Source organism: Rhizobium leguminosarum bv. viciae (assembly GCF_012276115.1).
Lineage (GTDB): Bacteria > Pseudomonadota > Alphaproteobacteria > Rhizobiales > Rhizobiaceae > Rhizobium > Rhizobium leguminosarum_T.
Window position 1 is genome coordinate 71,191 of record NZ_WIEU01000009.1, and the last position, 16,581, is coordinate 87,771.

Sequence of the window (16,581 nt, forward strand, 5' to 3'; positions counted from 1 at the left end):
CGACGGGTTTTCTCATTGGCGAATATCCAAACGGCGGCAGCCGTTCAGCTGAACGAGCGCACCAAGCTGCCGACGAGCAGGTTCCAGCCGTCGATCAGCACGAAGAAGAGAATCTTGAAAGGCAGCGAGATCGAGGTCGGCGGCAGCATCATCATACCCATCGCCATGGTGATGGTCGCGACGATGAGGTCGATGACGAGGAACGGCAGCACGACGAGGAAGCCGATCTCGAAGCCGCGGCGAATCTCGGAAATCATGAAGGCCGGGATCAGCACGCGGTAGTCGATCGGATCGGTCGTCTGGATATTCTGTCCGCGTTCGCGCGCCAGATCGACGAAGAGCGCCAGATCCTTGTCGCGGGTATTGGCCGCCATGAAGGTGCGGAAGGGTTCGCCGATACGCTGGACCGCCTCGGTCTCGTTGATCTGATTGGCAAGCAGCGGCTGCACGCCGTTCTGCCAGGCCTGGTCGAAGGTCGGCGACATGACGTAGAAGGTCATGAACAGCGACAGCGACAGGAGGATCATGTTGGAGGGCGTCGAGGAGAGGCCCATCCCTGAACGCAGGATCGAAAAAGCGATGATGAAGCGCGGAAAGCTCGTCACCATGATCAGGATGCCCGGCGCGACCGAAAGAATGGTCAGCAGGCCGAATGTGCGGATGATCCAGGCGGCGACGGAGCCATCGACCGGTATATTCAACAAGTCAGTCGGCAGCTGCTGTGCCACCGCCAGTTCCGGTACCGCCATCATGGCGGCAAGGAAAACTATGAGACGAATCATTCGATGACAAATGTCCTGAACATGACCTTCGATACCCGCCCTTGCGAGCGAAGGTCAACACGTTCCTGTATGTCATCCTTGAGATATTGAAAGCCCCGCGGCCCCTCGATCTGCTGGAGGGAAACGGTCCTGATATAGGCGAGGATATCCTGGTGAATATCCTCGGAAACCTTGACATCCGGAGGCCCGTTGAAGAGCAGCGCGACTTCGAGTCGCACCCAGTTTTCTGAAGGGTAGGCGAGGTTCGACGTGATCGGCTCTAGCTGGACGACGTTGTTGGCCTCGCTCGAGATGCGTGCCAGGCCTTCCTCGGCCTTCTTCTTCGCCTCCGCATCCTTGGCCTGCTCGACCTCCTTGGCCCCCTTGATGTTGGGCGCGACGATCGTACCGACCGCCCAGCCGCCGCCGGCGCCGAGCAGGGTCAGGACGGCGATGCCGATGATCGTCATCAGCGAGCCGGATTTCTTCTGCGATTGACCTGCGCTTGCGTCTGGCTCTGCCATCGTCGTTCGGCCTCAAAGCGGCGAGAAAAGATCGACGGCCTGCTGGCCGCGCGGAGGCTGCTGCACTTCCATCAGGCGGCCGCGGCCGCCGTAGGAGATGCGGGCTTCGGCGATCTTGTCGTAGGAGATCTGGTTGTCGGCATTGACGTCTTGCGGGCGAACGATACCGGCGACATTCAGGATGCGCAGCTCCTGGTTCAGGCGGACTTCCTGCGAGCCCGAGATGACGAGGTTGCCGTTTTCGAGAATGCCGGTGACGACGGCGGCGACCAGAAGGGTGAGCTTGTCGGTGCGCTCGATCTTGCCCTTGCCGTCGGTGCTGGTGTCGGAGCCATAAGTCAGGTCGGTCTTCGACTCGGGCGTCCAGCCGAAGATCTGGGCGTTGACGTCCCAGTTCATGCCGCTCGAATTCGTACGGCTGCGGTTGGTCTCATTGTCGAAGGAGGCCTTGTCGTTGATCTGGATGTCGACGGTCAGGATGTCGCCGACGTTGAGCGCGCGCGCATCCTTGAAGAGGGCGGCCTGAGAATCGCTCCACAGCGAATAGCCCTGCGCCACAGCACGCGGCTGCTTCGGATAAAGCGCCATCTGTGGTGTCTGGCCGTAGGCGAGGCCGCTGCCGATCGGGCTCATGGCAGGCGCGCGGCCGATCTCGCTGACCGCCGTCGGAGACTGGCAACCTGCAAGGAGTGCGAGGGCGGCGATCGCGGCCGGGAAACGCATATTCATGAAGGATCCTTCGACGTATTGGGATCGGACGCACTGGCGATGACGCTGGCGATGACCGCGGCTTTCTCAGGGTCCATCTCGTTGAGGATGAGGCTCGACTGACGCGGGCCGAGCCGCATGATCACGGCGGAGGCCACCTCGATCTTCATGTCCTGCAACTGAAGTGCGGCCGCATCCGGCTTCATCTTCCTGTAGATTTCAGTGAGGCCGGCTTCCGCCTGCTTCAGGAAATCGTCCCGCCGTTTCAGCCAGTCCTGGTATTCGGCCTTGCGCTTGTCCATTTCCGCCATGCGGGCGTCGATGTCGGCACGAAGCTTTTCAAGTTCCTGCTTCTGCAGGAGGTAGCGCTGGTCGCGGGCGGGCTCGGCAATGTTGGTGCAGAACTGCTTGATCTCGTCCTGGGAGGTGATGTCGCCTGCCGGCGCATGTTCCTGCGCGAAGGCGCTGGGGATCGACAGAAGGACGAGGCCTGCGGCCGGCAGCGCCAGCCGGCGCAGCAATTGCAGAACCGTCATGTCAGGGTTGATGATATCAATCATTGCAGCACAAGCTCCGCCTGCAGGGCGCCTGCCGACTTGATGCCCTGGAGAATGGCGATGATGCCATCCGGTTTCACACCGATATTATTGAGGCCGGCGACAAGGGTCCTGAGATCTGGACCGTCGATGATGGCGACGCGCCCGCCAGTCTGCTCGGCCGCGATATCGGTCTGCGGCTGGACGGCGGTCCGGCCGCGCGAGAAGGGTTCGGGCTGGATGATCTGTGGCGTCTCGGTGACCTGGACAGTCAAGGTGCCGTAGCTGACGGCGACCGGCGAGACGCGGACGTCGGAGCCAATAACGATCGTTCCAGTGCGCTCGTTGATGACCACCTTGGCCGGCGTATCGGTTTCGACGATGAGGTTTTCGACGTCGGCCATCAGCCGGGTGAGATCGGCCGCGCGCGGCTTCTGGATCACGACTTCCTGCGAATCCTTGGCTTCGGCGACCGGGCCGCCGAAGCGCGCCGAGGCATAACCGTTGACGATGTCGGCGATACGGATCGCCGTCGAGAAGTCTGGGTTGCGCAGCTGTAGGACGAGATTGACCGAGTCCTTGAAGCGGGACGGCAGTTCACGTTCGATGATCGCGCCGCCGGGCACGCGGCCTGCGGTGGTGACGCCTTCGGTCACGGTCGCCGCCTGGCCCTGCGCCTGGAAACCGGAGACGATGACAGCGCCCTGCGCGACGGCATAGATCTGGCCGTCGGCGCCGGAAAGCGAGGTCATGACGAGCGTGCCGCCGCGCAGCGACGTCGCGTCGCCGAGCGAGCTCACCGTCACGTCGATACGACTGCCGGGACTTGCGAAGGGCGGCAGGTTGGCGGTGACCATCACGGCTGCGGTATTCTTGGCGTTGGACTGGCCGCCCTGCGTCGAGATGCCGAGATTCTGCAGCATCGCCCGCATCGACTGCTCGGTGAAGGGCGAGGCACGGAAGCCGTCGCCGGTTCCCTGCAGACCGACGATCAGGCCATAACCGATCAGCTGGTTGTCGCGCCCGGCCTGAAGGGAGGCAATGTCCTTGATGCGGGAGGTTAGCGCCCAGGCGGGCGCGACATCAGCCAAACTCATGGCGAGAACCGCGACAAGGGTGACGAAACGGAAGAACAATTTCATTTTGCCCTCACATGGACCGTGCCGTCAGCAAGCACCGTGCCGCTGACGATGACGCCGGAGTCCATATTGCGCGCGCGAACGACCTGCCCGATCGTGCCGTCTTCGAGCGGCGTGCCGGCGGCGGAGATCGTCATCGCGCCGAGCGATAAGACCAGGCGGATCGAAGAGCCGCGCGTCACCGTATAGGCTTCGCGCAGGCCCGAAACCGAAATCGTGCGGCCCGGCAACAGCGTGCGCTTGGAAACCATGCCTTCGACCTCGGAAATGGATTTGGCATAATCGCCGGCGAGGTTGGGGTTGGTGACCTCGACCTCCTGAAGCTGGCTCGACGACAATGTGTCGCCGGGGTAGATGATCGTCGTCGGGACGACGGCATAACCCATGCCGGCATCCACGTCCGCGGGCAGGAAAATGCCCGCGACTGCGATCGTGGCTGCCGCCACCCATCCTGAGATGTGTCCTGCCCGGCAAAACATCATGTTTCGGCCCTTCCCTTTACTTCAGGTTCTTGCTGACGATGGAGGCCATTTCATCAGCGGTGGTGATCACCTTGGAATTCATTTCGTAAGCGCGCTGGGCCGAGATCAGCTCGGTGATTTCCTTCACCGGGTCGACGTTGGAAGATTCCAGGTAACCCTGCTTCATGTAGGCGAAACCTTCCTCGTCAGGATTGCCGATGACGGCTTCGCCGGAGGCCGGCGTTTCCTGGAAGAGATTGTCGCCGAGCGGCTGGAGACCTGCCTCGTTGACGAAGTCGGCAAGAGTCAACTGGCCGAGTTCGGTCGCCTCCGTCGCTCCCGGCAGCTTGGCCGAGACCTGGCCGGAGCGGCTGATCGTCAGTTCGGTCGAGCCCGTCGGAATGGTGATGCCGGGAAGGACCTCGTAGCCGTCGATGGTGACGAGTTGTCCCTGGTCGTTCTTGTTGAAGGCGCCGGCGCGGCTGTAAAGCGTCGTACCGTCGGTCGACTGGATCTGGAAGAAGCCCTTGCCGATCAGCGCCACGTCGAGATCGTTGCCGGTCTGGGTCAGTTCGCCCTGGAGATGCAGGTTGCGGACCGCCGAGGTCTGGACGCCGAGGCCGATATTGGCACCTTCCGGAACGACGGCCTGGTTGGCGCGGTTGGCGACACCCTTGGCACGTTCGGTCTGGTAGAGAAGATCCGAGAATTCGGCGCGGGCGCGCTTGAAACCGGTCGTATTGATGTTCGCGATGTTGTTCGCGATGACTTCCAGATTGGTCTGCTGGGCATCCATGCCCGTTGCTGCGATGGCGAGCGCTCTCATGTGTTCGTCCTCAAATCAGTTACATCTGCATCTTGGTGACTTCGAGAAAGGCCGAGACGACCTTGTCGCGGATGGCAATCGCGGTCTGCAGCGTCTGCTCGGCCTGGAGCATGGAATCGACGACTTCACGCGTCGTCGCCGTGCCCTTGATACCGGCAAAGGACATGCTTTCCGCACCCTTCAGGCTGTTGACCGCCTCACTCGCCATGTTGCCCATGACGGAGGCGAAGCTCATGCCGTTGGCCGCTCCTGCGGCGCCCGACATGGTGGCGGCAGACGAGGAGGCGGAATTTTCGGTGTCGACGGCGCCGAGCGCACGGGTCATCGAAAGGTTGCTGACATTCTGGACGCTGCTGATCATTATTATTGGCTCTTCAGGAGGTCGATCGTGGAGGAGATGAGATCGCGGGTCTGTTTGATGGTCTGCAGATTGGCGTCATACGAGCGGTTGGCTTCGCGCATGTCGGCCATCTCGACCAGGATATTGACGTTCGGCAGTTTGACGACGCCCTTCTGGTCCGCAGCCGGATTGCTGGGGTCGAATTCAGTGCTGAAGTCGCCTTCGTCGACGCCGACCTTCTTGACGCCGACAGTCTCGACGCCGTTGCTGCGATCCATCTGCTGGCCGAAGGTAATCGTCTTGCGGCGATAGGGGTCGGCGCCGGGCGTGTCGCCGGTTGAGCGGGCATTGGCGATGTTTTCCGAAACGATGCGTAGGCGCGTCGACTGCGCCTCGAGCCCGGAACCGGCGATTTTCATTGCTGCTGAAAGCGGATCCATGACTTTACCTCCTGACCGTCATCAACATCATGCGGTTGAAGGAACTGACCAGCGAGGTGTTCAGATCGTACTGACGCTTGATATCGCCCGACTTGGAGAGCTCCTCGGCCAAACCGACCGTATTGCCGGATTCCTGGACACCGATTTCCTGGTCGAGCGCGGCGTCCTTGACGTCGATATCGCCGCTGTCGCTGAAATCGTTGCCGCTGAGATGCGCCGGATTGGTGCGCGCCATGTTGATATTGGAATTGTCGAGCACCGCATCAAAGGGCGTAACGTCCTTGGCGCGGAACTTCGGGGTATTGGCATTCGCGATGTTGCCGGCAACAACCTGCTGACGGATCGTCAGCCATTCCGCCTGCCGCGAAGCCAAGTCGAAAAGTTGGATCGGTTGCATGAGAACTCTCCGTTTTTACTGTCCCGAACCTAGTGCGGTAATCTTGCGTGGGACTTACGGGGAATTCAGGCGTCGAGGCGGTTTTCGGCGAACGCCGCCGCGATGCCAGCGCCGCACGTCTTTCGGATGCGCAAGGACGCTGTAACTCTTTGAATAGCTGCGTCATTCCATAAATCGGAATCGATTTAAGGAATCACGGAGAAAAAAGGGCTCCGGCCGGTTCGCGGCGGAGCCCCTGTTGCCTTCGGCGTTTACGGACAGGTTCAATTGTTCTGGTAGATCTCGCCTTTGGAGGTGACGATCACCCATTTGCCGTCGCGCTGCTCGAGTGTCGCAAGGCGGCTTTCGTCGGGCAGGATCGAGCCGATGCGCACCACATACATGCCCGAGGGATCCTCGATCAGCGCCCGGCCGTTGGAAACATGCAGCAGGCGGAAGGAAGATTTGCCGGGGAAAGGCTGATCTTCCTGTATGGCGCGGCCATCGCGCTCCTTGCCGAGATCGGAGACCGTCGCCGTCGTCAGCGGATCGATCGGCGGGGCCTTCTTGTCCGCCTCGTTCTTGTTGACCATGGCAAGCGGCGAGACGCTGAAGACGTTGCGGGCCGGCCAATCCGGTAGTTCACGCGAATTCTCGCTGGTGGCGACATTGATGCCGAATTTGTCCGCATTGAAGAAGACGTACCAGGGAAAGAAGGCGGATGCGCCGGCAAGCGCCAGGCCGGAGAAGGTCAGAAACCGATCCAGAATGGCGGCTTTCCTGCGCCGCTTCAGGGAAGCGATACGTTCGTCGTCGAAATCAGCCACGTCTAGCCTCTCCTCTGAATAGGGGCGCCCTGATTGCCCATGCCGGCTGCAGCCTTGAGCGCGCCGGCGAGATCGGCGAAAGCGTCGAGCGAGTCGCGATCGCCCGGAGACTGCTTCAGGACGTCGTAAATAATCGGCACCTGCTTGATCGCCATGTCGAGATCGGGATCGGCGCCCTGACGGTAACCGCCGATCATGCGCAGGTCGCGCGTCTCTTCGAAACGATGGATCAGCACCTTCAGCCGCGATACCAGCTTTTCCTGATCCGGCGTCCAGGCCTTGCGGGCAAGACGCGAGATCGAGGCGAGCGGATCGATCGGGGGATACCGCCCTTCTTCGGCGAGACTGCGCTGCAGGACGATATGTCCGTCGAGGATGCCGCGGGTCGAATCGGCGATCGGGTCATTGTGATTGTCGCCGTCGACGAGGATCGAGATGATCGCCGTGATGGTGCCGGCGCCCTCGGGACCGGGACCGGCGCGTTCCAGGAGGCGCGGCAGCTCGGTGAAAACGGAGGCGGGATAACCGCGCGCGATCGGCGGTTCGCCGGAGGCGGTCGCCACCTCGCGGATCGCATGGGCGAAACGCGTGACGCTATCGACGATGAAGAGGACGTTCTCGCCCTTGTCGCGGAAATGCTCGGCGATGGTGACCGCCGTCAGCGGCGCCATCTTGCGCAGCATCGGGCTCTCGTCGCTGGTGGCGACGACGGCGATCGCCTTCTTCATATTGCTGCCGAGCGTATCCTCGATGAATTCGCGCACTTCGCGGCCGCGTTCGCCGACGAGCGCAATGACAACCTTGTCGAAGGCATCGGCGCGGGCGAGCATGGACAAAAGCGTCGACTTGCCGACGCCGGAACCGGCGAAGATGCCGAGGCGCTGGCCGAGGCAGAGCGGCGAGAAGATGTCGATCGCGCGCACGCCGGTCTTGAAGCCGGTCTCGACACGCTTGCGGGTCATCGAGGGCGGCGCGGTATTGGAGATCGAGTGGCGATCGAGGCCCTCGGTGATCGGGCCCAGCCCGTCGATCGGCTCGCAGAGCGAGTTGACGGTGCGCCCGCACCAGCTGTCCGTCGGTGAAATGCGGAAGGCGCCCTTGCGGATGACGGTATCGTGGATGCCGATCGGTTCGCCGGGTTCGATCGGGCAGACATAGATCAATTCCGGCTCGACGCGCACGACCTCGCCGAGATGGATGCCGGTGGCCGATTTATGAGCCACGAACTCGCCCAGACGAACATGGCGGGAGAGACCGTGAACCGTGTAGTGGCCAGCAGCGATGGTCTGCACGCGGCCGCCATGGGCAACCGCGAACTCCGGCGATGCGTATCGGTCGACGAGGTCCGCCAGATGCGCCAGCTTCGGAGAAAGGCCGTCCACTGATAGTAGCGTGGTGCTCATGCTTCAAATCCCACCCTAAAATACGTCGCGTGCAGCTTGCTGCATGCGACGTATTTTGGATCTTTGTTCTTGTGCATGTCGTTCTCCCAAAACCGCCGGACACTTTTGGGCGACATGCATTAGCGGCTGCCCCCAAGCGTCTGAACGGCTTCCTTGAAAGAATCCTCGCTGTCGCGCATCAGCGACGAGACGCTTTCGAAGGCGCGGTTGACTTCGATCAGCTGGGTGATCTCGCGCATGGCATTGACGTTGGAGTTTTCGAGATAACCCTGCTCGACACCGACATTGAAGCGGTCGACGACAGCGCGCGGCTGGTCGGTGGTCATGATGCCGCTGTTTTCGTAGCGCAGGTAACCCTTGCTGACATCGGCCTCGAACAGGCCGAGCGAGCCGATCTGGCGGCCGCCCTGATAGATGATGCCGTCGGTGCCGACGGCCGGCTCGCCGCCTGTCGTGTTGAGCTGGATCGGTGCGCCGCCGGCGTCAAGAACCGGGTATCCGCGGATCGAGACGAGTTCGCCGGTATCCTTGATCGTAAAGCGGCCATCCCTCGTCAGAACCTGGCCGGCCGGCGTGTCGAGCGCAAACCAGGCATCACCCTTGATGGCGAAATCGAGCATGTTGCCGGTGTGCTGCAACTCGCCATTTCCCTCGTTCAGGTAGTCGTTGCCCTGAGAAACGAAGGCGACCTTGGTGTTCAGCTTGTTCTTGGTGGCTGCCACCATCTCGTCGAACTTCACCTCGGTGGCGCGAAAACCGGTCGTGTTCACGTTCGCCATGTTGTCTGCGATGGTGGTCAGGCGCTTTTCGAGGGCCATCTGCGACGACAGAGAAACATAAAGACCGGATTGCATGTCGGTAAGCTCCAAGCATTGGCGATGAACGGAACGAAAGGCCGGGCGTCGTCTTATGTGGTTCGGCCGGGATTTCGCTGAGGCGGCATCTCAGAAACGGGCGCAGGCACCCATTCGTCCCCTTTAGACTGACGGCAGATGCTTGCGCGAAGCTGGCACGCGGAAATGCCTCGCGAGCGGGCCTTTCATCAGCCTCACGCAAGGCAGAAACCCTATCGGTCTCAATGAAAAGCAACGTTCAGATTGGGCTGACGATGAACATCATTATTGGATTTATAGTGACTTGCGGCTGTATCATCGGCAGCTTCATGGCGATGGGCGGCGACGTGAACGCTCTGTTCCAGCCCTTCGAATTCGTCATCATCGGTGGCGCCGGTCTCGGCAGCTTCATCATGGCGAACCCGATGAAGGTGGTGAAGGATTCCGGCAAAGCGCTCGGCGAAGCCTTCAAGCACGCCGTGCCGAAGGAACGCAACTATCTCGATACGCTCGGCGTGCTCTATTCGCTGATGCGCGACCTGCGCACCAAGTCGCGAAACGAAATCGAAGCCCATATCGACAATCCGGCCGAATCGACGATCTTTCAATCGGCTCCGACCGTTCTGAAGAACAAGGAACTGACGGCGTTCATCTGCGACTACGTGCGCCTGATCATCATCGGCAACGCCCGCAGCCACGAGATCGAGGCGCTGATGGATGAAGAGCTCAACACCATCATGCACGACAAGATGAAGCCCTACCACGCGATCCAGATCATGGGCGATTCCTTCCCGGCGATCGGTATCGTCGCGGCCGTTCTCGGCGTCATCAAGGCGATGGCCCACATCAACGATTCGCCCGAAGTGCTCGGTCACCTGATCGGCTCGGCGCTCGTCGGCACCTTCCTCGGCATTCTCTTGTCCTACTGCGTCTGCTCGCCGCTGGTCTCCCAGATCAAGGTCGTGCGCAACAAGCAGCACCGCCTCTACGTCATCGTCAAGCAGACGCTGCTTGCCTATATGAACGGCTCGGTACCGCAGGTCGCTCTCGAATACGGTCGCAAGACGATCTCGGCTTACGAGCGTCCGTCCATCGATGCGGTCGAGCAGGAAATGATGAACCCAGGCGGCGAAAACAAGGCGGCTTAAATGACTATGAGCAATGCTTCGCACGACAAACCGGCAATGGATCCTGCCCTCCTCGCCAAGCTGACAGGCGGGCTTGGCGACAGAGGCAGGGTCGCTAAGATCTGCAGCTCCTTCGGGGAAATCTACAGCGAATTCTTTCCCGACGTCATCAAAAGCGAGACCGGCCTCGACGTGACGGTCAACTATCTCGGCTGCGAGATCGGCTACAAGAACCACCTCATCGAAGACCTGAGCGCGAACGTCACACTCGTCGACGCGACGCTGCGCAACTGGTCGCAGAACATTACGCTTGTCTGCGGCAACGGCTTCGTCATCACGCTGATGGAGCATCTGCTTGGCGCCACAGCCGATACGATCGAGGAACCGGCCGACCGGCTGCTGTCGATCATCGAGCTCGATCTGGCGGTCATGGTCTTCGACAAGATCGCCAAGGTGCTGCGCTCGGCGGTCAACGCGCCGGGCGGTTTCGAACCGAGCCTTTTGGCCCCGTACGCCCATGACATGCGCACCCGGCCGCAGGAGGATCGTCCGGATGAATTCGCGGCCGCCATCAACATGTCGATCACCCTTGCCGGCATCGTTTCGGAATTTTCGTTGATCGTTCCGCAGACGGCACTGCTCAAGACCAAGGTGACGCCGCCGAAGCCGAAACGCCAGGCCAGCAGCAACTCAGCGGAATGGACCGAACAGCTTGGCGACCAGGTCCGCCGCTCACACGTCACGCTCGAGGCCAAGATCAGGCTGCAGGACCTGACGCTGCGCACGATATCGAAGCTGATGGTCGGCGACGTCATTCCGTTCCGCGACCACGGCGACGTGCGCGTCGAGGTCAGCGCCAACAGCAAGGAATTGTATGTGTGCGAGTTCGGGCGTTCAGGTGAAAACTACATGGTCCGCGTCAAGGATACGATGAACTCGGATGACGAACTCATCCGTCATTTAATGAATTAATCGGTTCTCTGGCTTTTGGGCTGCAAAGGCAGTTTGAGGCAAGTTTCAACTGGAATAGTGATTTCATGGCTACGAAGAAAACACAGCAGAACAGCGACCTCTCCCTGGATCTTCCGGGCAGCGAAGCCGATCTCGACCAGGCGATCGACGATCTGCGCGGCGTGCTGAAGCAGGATGCCGATGGCGACCTGTCGCAGTTTGGCGACGACCTGCAGAGCGACCCCTTCGCAGCAGGAACGGACCTAGCCGCCTTTGGCGGCGAGGCTTCGGAAACCCCGTTTGGCAGCGACGATTTCGGCGGTGATTTTGGCGCTGGCAATGCCAGCCCGGCGGCCGGCATGGATTTCGGCGAAGGCCCCTCCTTCGAGGCGTCGCCGGCCCCGCTCGGCAGCGCCTTGAATTCCAACTTCGACCTGATCATGGACATCCCGATCGACGTCCAGATAATGCTCGGCACCAGCCGCATGCAGGTCTCCGGCCTGATGAACCTCAATGAAGGGGCGACGATCGCCCTCGACAAGAAGATCGGTGAACCGGTCGAGATCATGGTGAATGGCCGCAGGATTGCCCGCGGCGAAATTACGGTGCTTGATAACGACGACACGCGATTCGGTGTGAAACTGATTGAAGTTTTGAGTACGAAAAAAGCCTGATCCCTGTTTGGGACGGAGAGGTTAGACCATGATGGACTTTGACGATTTCGGCGGCGCACTAGCCGGGAAACCGTTGACCCAGGCTGAAAAGGCGGCGGCTGTTCTTCTCGCTATGGGAAAGGGCGTCGCCGGCCGGCTGTTGAAATATTTCACCCAGGCCGAACTGCAGACCATTATCTCATCCGCCCAGTCGCTGCGCGCTATCCCGCCGGACGAGCTCCTGTTGCTCGTCTCCGAGTTCGAAGACCTCTTCACCGAGGGCGCCGGACTGATGGACAACGCCAAGGCGATCGAGGCCATTCTTGAAGAAGGCCTGACGCCCGACGAGGTCGACAGCCTGCTCGGCCGCCGCACCGCATTCCAGGCCTACGAAACCTCGATCTGGGATCGCCTCAGTGAGGCGGAGCCGACGTTCGTCGCACAGTTCCTGCTGCGCGAGCATCCGCAGACCGTCGCCTATATTCTTTCGATGATGCCCTCCGCCTTCGGCGCCAAGGTGCTGCTGCAGCTTCCCGACAACCGCCGCGCCGACATCATGAACAGAACAGTCAACATGAAGGCGGTCAGCCCGAAGGCTGCGCAGATCATCGAAAACCAGGTCATGACGCTGCTTGCCGAGGTCGAGGCAGAGCGCAATGCAGCCGGCTCGACCAAGGTCGCCGATCTCATGAACGAACTCGACAAGCCGCAGGTCGACACGCTGCTCAGCTCGCTCGAATCGATCAGCCGCGAGTCGGTCAACAAGGTTCGCCCGAAGATCTTCCTGTTCGAGGACCTCATGTACATGCCGCAGCGCAGCCGCGTCATGCTGCTCAACGACATCTCGGCGGACGTGCTCACTGTCGCGCTGCGCGGGTCGCCGCCCGAGATCCGCGAATCGGTTCTCTCCGCCATCAGCCCACGCCAGCGCCGCATGATCGAATCGGATCTGCAGAGCGGCATGGGCGGCGTCAATCCGCGCGAGATCGCGATTGCCCGCCGCGCCGTGGCGCAGGAAGCGATTCGGCTGGCCAATTCCGGCCAGATCGAGCTCAAGGAAAAGGAAGGCGATGCTTCGGCGGCCGCCTAAAACGTCGAGACTGTTGACAAATCCGGCATGCCGAAAGGCGGCTGTTGATCGCCTTGCCACAGACGACTACCCTTCCAACAATAGACCGTGCTCTAGAGCGCGTCGCATAGAACTCGGTTCTTGCGACGCGCTCTAGGTCTTTGTTCTGATGCATGTCGTCATCCCAAAAGCGCTGCACGTTTTTGGGCGACATCGTTAGGCGCGGCCTATTTCTTTGACGGAGGGCCGCGACTTGGCAGACGATGACAAGGACAGCAAAACAGAAGCCCCAACCGCGAAAAAGCAAAGCGATGCCGCGGAAAAGGGCAACGTGCCGTCTTCGCGCGAACTTTCGATCTTTGCGACCATCCTTGCGACCTTCATTTACCTCGTATTTTTCCTTCCCGACAGCGTCGGGCGCATGAGTGAAATGCTGCGCGACATCTTCGAACAGCCCGACCAGTGGAAGATCGAGACGGGACCGGATGTCCTGGCGCTGTTCGTCAGGATCGGCTGGGCAAGTGCCGCGCTGCTGGCGCCCGCCTTCATCCTGTTCATGGTGTTCGGCGTCGCCTCCTCCGTCTTCCAGAATCTGCCGACACTGGTGCTCGAACGCATCCGCCCGCAGGCCTCGCGTATCTCGCCGATCAAAGGCTGGTCACGGCTCTTCAGCGTGCCCGGCCTGGTCGAATTCGGAAAGTCGCTGTTCAAGGTGGTCGTCGTCGGAGTGATCCTGTTCTTCGTGCTCAGGAGCGAATATTTCGGCTCAATCGACGCGATGTTCTCCGATCCGCAAACGATCCTCGTGCGCGTGACGGCGGCGATGCGCAAGATCATCATCGTCATGCTGATCGCCACGGCTATCGTGGCTATCGCCGATCTTTTCTGGACGCGCCATCACTGGTTCACCGAACTGAAGATGACGCGGCACGAGGTGAAGGAAGAAAACAAGCAGGCGCAGGGCGATCCCTTCGTCAAGAGCCGGCAGCGCTCGCTGATGCGCGACCGGGCGCGCCGGCGCATGATCGCCAACGTGGACCGCGCGACGCTGGTGATTGCAAACCCGACGCACTATGCGGTGGCGCTGCGTTATGCGCGTGAAGAGAACGACGCGCCGGTGGTGCTGGCCAAGGGCCAGGACCTGATTGCGCTCAAAATCAGGGAGATCGCCGAGAAGAACGGTATACCGGTGTTCGAAGATCCGCCACTTGCGCGCTCCATGTTTGCGCAAGTCTCGATCGATAGTGTCATCCCGTCAGTCTTCTATAAGGCGGTAGCGGAGCTCATCCACCGGGTCTACGCTGCGGACGCCAAGAACAAACGGGTAAGATAAGCCGAATGAAAAAATGCCCCCACTCTACCCAGCGTGAAAAGATCCTCGCAGACGCGATCAGCCCGGTCGCTACTGAACTGCGCCTTCTGGATGCTTCTGACCTTATTTCACTGCTGCGCTTCGAGTATTACGGCAACCTTTCCGATCTCGTCGCTTCGGCGGCGGAGCTTTTCTTTCATCCGGGCACGGTGAATTTCGGCTTGGGCGGCAACTATACTCTGGAGTGGGGCGGCAAGCCCGAAGTCGTTCTCGATCTGGAAATCAAGCCGCGCGGTGTCACCGTCTACGCGCAGCTCACCCTTGCCGAAGATCACGCCGGCATCGAGATCAATCATATCGCTTTCCAGGATCCCTCGGCCGATCCCGACGAGAACACCATCTTCCTCAAAAAGAGCCTTCGGGAAGCGCGTTACAGCGTCAACCAGCCGCCGCAGGCGCTGGCCGGCTGATTTCTTTCATGCACACTTTTGCGCGACATGCTCTCGCGCGTCTGAAAAGACGCGGCGCTGAAAGGGACAACGCGTGGGTTCAGCTGATATAACCGAGCCGGATCGCCTTGGCGATCGCCTGGATGCGATTGACGGAATCGAGCTTGATGGTCGCCGAGCCGAGATAGGCGTTCACGGTGTGCACGGACAGGCCGAGCTTGTCGGCAATCTCTTCGCTGATGCGGCCGTCGCCGGCAAGCTGCAGACAGGCGATCTCGCGTTCGCTGAGCGCCTCGGCGGCAGCCGTGCGGCGTTCGTCGAGCGAGAGCAGATCCATCATGATATGGCAGCAGCGACCGTGCAGCTCGACGATGGTATCGCTCGATGGATCGATCTCATCGCCGGTGAAAAGGATGAAACCATTGCCGACGGCGCCGAGCCGCACCGGCAAGGCAAGTCCGGAGAATGGCAGAATACCGTCCTGCAGTCGCGTCATGAACGGCGAGAAGTCTGCCGGACCGGGTGCCGCACGGTCGTAACCGCCGGCCCAAGAGAGCGGCAGCAGCGACTTGTCGATATGATCGAGAAGAATATCGCCGTAGGCATCCGTGAAGGCCTTGCCGAAACCGGCATTGGAAGAACCCCAGTTCTCAAGCTCGCAGACAAGCCTCTGCTTTGCCGGAAGGCCCGAGCCGCTGACGCGGAAGATCGCGAAGCCTTGCGCATCGGCGAGCTTCTGCATCGCGATCAGCCGCGGAAAAAGATCGGACCGGCTGGAAATCCTGTTCACACGCACCGTGCGCAGCTGCTCGGCGCTGCTCATCGTCCTGCCTGCTGGATAGCCCATAGATCCCCCTATACGAGATTATTGCGGACGGCGAAGGCAATGGCCTCGGACCGGGTCTTGGTCGCCGTCTTGCGCATCACGCTGGTGATGTAGTTGTTGATGGTATTGCGGGAGATTCCGAGGATCATGGCGATCTCGTCGCTGGTCTTGCCCTCGGCGATCCAGAACAGGCATTCCAGCTCGCGGTCGGTCAATTCGAAATCGCGATCGACCTTCGTACCACCGCAGCGCAGGAAGCTCGCGACATAACCTGCAAGCAGTCCTACGTCCCGCAGGCGCTCCGGCGAAAGGATGAACCCCTCGCCGAACAGGAACATCAGGGCCAGCCGCGACCGGCCGACGTTGAAGGTCACCGAGCAATATTGGCGGCTGGCGCCATCCGGAACTTCGGCACTGTCAGGCAGAAGAGCAAAATTCGGCTGGAAGACCTGCATGCATTTTTCCAGCTCCGTCGAGCGGGCATAGCCGCGGACCAGATCATTGGCGATGTCCCTGACCAGATCGAAAGGCCAGTCCGACGAAACGATGAAATCGAGGCCACTTTCCTGGATGAGATCACAGCGCGCCAGAAGGTATTGCGAAGCACCCACGTAATCCGTCAGAGCGCGCAGACCAGACTGCAATCTGCCGGTGCTGGCGACGCCGTGGAGGCGCTGGAGCAGTTCATCGCGCGGCAACAGATCCGGCACCACCGCACTCGCGAAATTCGCCATATGCCTCTCGCCTTTGCTCGCCTGAATTACATTCATATCCATTGGCAATGTCCTGCGGCTGAGAAACGATCGAACTCGGTGCAACAGCAATTTTTCTGTAAAGGATTCAGGTCAAGTCCCGCTCGAATCCCACTTCGAATCACCTAAGGGTAAGCCAGCCGATGCAAATCACCATCTCCGACTTCTAGGGATTTACTTTCGCTGTCGCCAATGCACTGATTCGACCAGTCGTTCCAGCCTTCAAGATCTAAGGAGGCTAAGGTGATTCTGGCGGTATCGCAACCAG

Annotated in this window: 21 protein-coding genes; 6 read left to right on the forward strand and 15 right to left on the reverse strand. The window is 60.6% G+C overall.

The genetic code is table 11. The annotated features are described in order from the left end of the window. Window positions 1-44 precede the first annotated feature (44 nt). The 13 genes from fliP to flgF all read right to left on the reverse strand — a co-directional run bounded on the left by fliP (window position 45) and on the right by flgF (window position 9,195). On the reverse strand, window positions 45-782 hold the full coding sequence (gene fliP, locus GFM02_RS17400) for a flagellar type III secretion system pore protein FliP (RefSeq protein WP_020048481.1): 738 nt from the start codon (window positions 780-782) through the stop codon (window positions 45-47). Continuing rightward, complete coding sequence (locus GFM02_RS17405; protein WP_168322280.1) at window positions 779-1,285, reverse strand: flagellar basal body-associated FliL family protein; 507 nt, start codon at window positions 1,283-1,285, stop codon at window positions 779-781. The genes fliP and GFM02_RS17405 overlap by 4 nt, the downstream gene beginning before the upstream one ends. Window positions 1,286-1,297: 12 nt before the next feature. Beyond that, window positions 1,298-2,014 carry a flagellar basal body L-ring protein FlgH gene (flgH, locus tag GFM02_RS17410; RefSeq protein ID WP_011650477.1) on the reverse strand — a complete coding sequence of 239 codons (717 nt, stop codon included), beginning with the start codon at window positions 2,012-2,014 and terminating at the stop codon, window positions 1,298-1,300. After that, window positions 2,011-2,553 carry a MotE family protein gene (locus GFM02_RS17415; RefSeq protein WP_012756064.1) on the reverse strand — a complete coding sequence of 181 codons (543 nt, stop codon included), beginning with the start codon at window positions 2,551-2,553 and terminating at the stop codon, window positions 2,011-2,013. The genes flgH and GFM02_RS17415 overlap by 4 nt, the downstream gene beginning before the upstream one ends. After that, entirely contained in the window at window positions 2,550-3,671 is a 1,122-nt protein-coding gene (locus GFM02_RS17420; RefSeq protein WP_003545536.1) for a flagellar basal body P-ring protein FlgI, read from the reverse strand. The genes GFM02_RS17415 and GFM02_RS17420 overlap by 4 nt, the downstream gene beginning before the upstream one ends. After that, window positions 3,668-4,150 (reverse strand): flagellar basal body P-ring formation chaperone FlgA, encoded by a 483-nt coding sequence (gene flgA / locus GFM02_RS17425; protein ID WP_168322281.1) that lies wholly within the window; start codon window positions 4,148-4,150, stop codon window positions 3,668-3,670. Before flgA ends, GFM02_RS17420 begins: the two co-directional genes overlap by 4 nt. A gap of 16 nt (window positions 4,151-4,166) precedes the next feature. After that, complete coding sequence (gene flgG / locus GFM02_RS17430; RefSeq protein ID WP_003545534.1) at window positions 4,167-4,955, reverse strand: flagellar basal-body rod protein FlgG; 789 nt, start codon at window positions 4,953-4,955, stop codon at window positions 4,167-4,169. A 19-nt stretch (window positions 4,956-4,974) separates the two neighbouring features. After that, complete coding sequence (locus GFM02_RS17435; protein ID WP_020048480.1) at window positions 4,975-5,316, reverse strand: flagellar hook-basal body complex protein FliE; 342 nt, start codon at window positions 5,314-5,316, stop codon at window positions 4,975-4,977. Window positions 5,317-5,318: 2 nt separating this feature from the next. Continuing rightward, on the reverse strand, window positions 5,319-5,735 hold the full coding sequence (gene flgC, locus GFM02_RS17440) for a flagellar basal body rod protein FlgC (RefSeq protein ID WP_003545531.1): 417 nt from the start codon (window positions 5,733-5,735) through the stop codon (window positions 5,319-5,321). Window positions 5,736-5,739: 4 nt separating this feature from the next. After that, window positions 5,740-6,132 (reverse strand): flagellar basal body rod protein FlgB, encoded by a 393-nt coding sequence (gene flgB, locus GFM02_RS17445; RefSeq protein ID WP_003545529.1) that lies wholly within the window; start codon window positions 6,130-6,132, stop codon window positions 5,740-5,742. Window positions 6,133-6,395: 263 nt separating this feature from the next. Continuing rightward, entirely contained in the window at window positions 6,396-6,938 is a 543-nt protein-coding gene (locus GFM02_RS17450) for a flagellar protein (RefSeq protein ID WP_168322282.1), read from the reverse strand. Window positions 6,939-6,940: 2 nt separating this feature from the next. After that, window positions 6,941-8,341 (reverse strand): flagellar protein export ATPase FliI, encoded by a 1,401-nt coding sequence (gene fliI / locus GFM02_RS17455; RefSeq protein WP_168322283.1) that lies wholly within the window; start codon window positions 8,339-8,341, stop codon window positions 6,941-6,943. A gap of 119 nt (window positions 8,342-8,460) precedes the next feature. Then, a complete protein-coding gene (flgF, locus tag GFM02_RS17460; RefSeq protein ID WP_029874043.1) occupies window positions 8,461-9,195 on the reverse strand; it encodes a flagellar basal-body rod protein FlgF in 735 nt (244 codons plus the stop codon). A gap of 254 nt (window positions 9,196-9,449) precedes the next feature. On the opposite strand from flgF, the gene motA reads away from it, so the two are divergent. The 6 genes from motA (at window position 9,450) to GFM02_RS17490 (ending at window position 14,756) form a co-directional block, all read left to right on the forward strand. After that, complete coding sequence (gene motA, locus GFM02_RS17465; RefSeq protein ID WP_168304745.1) at window positions 9,450-10,322, forward strand: flagellar motor stator protein MotA; 873 nt, start codon at window positions 9,450-9,452, stop codon at window positions 10,320-10,322. Then, window positions 10,323-11,273 (forward strand): FliM/FliN family flagellar motor switch protein, encoded by a 951-nt coding sequence (locus GFM02_RS17470; RefSeq protein WP_168269016.1) that lies wholly within the window; start codon window positions 10,323-10,325, stop codon window positions 11,271-11,273. 65 nt (window positions 11,274-11,338) lie between these two features. After that, on the forward strand, window positions 11,339-11,926 hold the full coding sequence (gene fliN, locus GFM02_RS17475; RefSeq protein ID WP_020048476.1) for a flagellar motor switch protein FliN: 588 nt from the start codon (window positions 11,339-11,341) through the stop codon (window positions 11,924-11,926). A gap of 28 nt (window positions 11,927-11,954) precedes the next feature. Continuing rightward, window positions 11,955-12,995 carry a flagellar motor switch protein FliG gene (fliG, locus tag GFM02_RS17480; protein ID WP_168263269.1) on the forward strand — a complete coding sequence of 347 codons (1,041 nt, stop codon included), beginning with the start codon at window positions 11,955-11,957 and terminating at the stop codon, window positions 12,993-12,995. Between the two features lie 232 nt (window positions 12,996-13,227). Next, complete coding sequence (gene flhB / locus GFM02_RS17485; protein WP_131664712.1) at window positions 13,228-14,307, forward strand: flagellar biosynthesis protein FlhB; 1,080 nt, start codon at window positions 13,228-13,230, stop codon at window positions 14,305-14,307. Window positions 14,308-14,312: 5 nt separating this feature from the next. Further along, window positions 14,313-14,756 (forward strand): hypothetical protein, encoded by a 444-nt coding sequence (locus GFM02_RS17490; RefSeq protein WP_018072559.1) that lies wholly within the window; start codon window positions 14,313-14,315, stop codon window positions 14,754-14,756. 79 nt (window positions 14,757-14,835) lie between these two features. Here GFM02_RS17490 and visR read toward each other — a convergent pair whose 3' ends face one another. After that, window positions 14,836-15,582, reverse strand: coding sequence for a transcriptional regulator VisR (gene visR, locus GFM02_RS17495; RefSeq protein WP_131664711.1), 747 nt, complete (start codon window positions 15,580-15,582; stop codon window positions 14,836-14,838). 8 nt (window positions 15,583-15,590) lie between these two features. Next, window positions 15,591-16,337 (reverse strand): transcriptional regulator VisN, encoded by a 747-nt coding sequence (gene visN, locus GFM02_RS17500; protein ID WP_168322284.1) that lies wholly within the window; start codon window positions 16,335-16,337, stop codon window positions 15,591-15,593. Window positions 16,338-16,581: the final 244 nt, after the last annotated feature.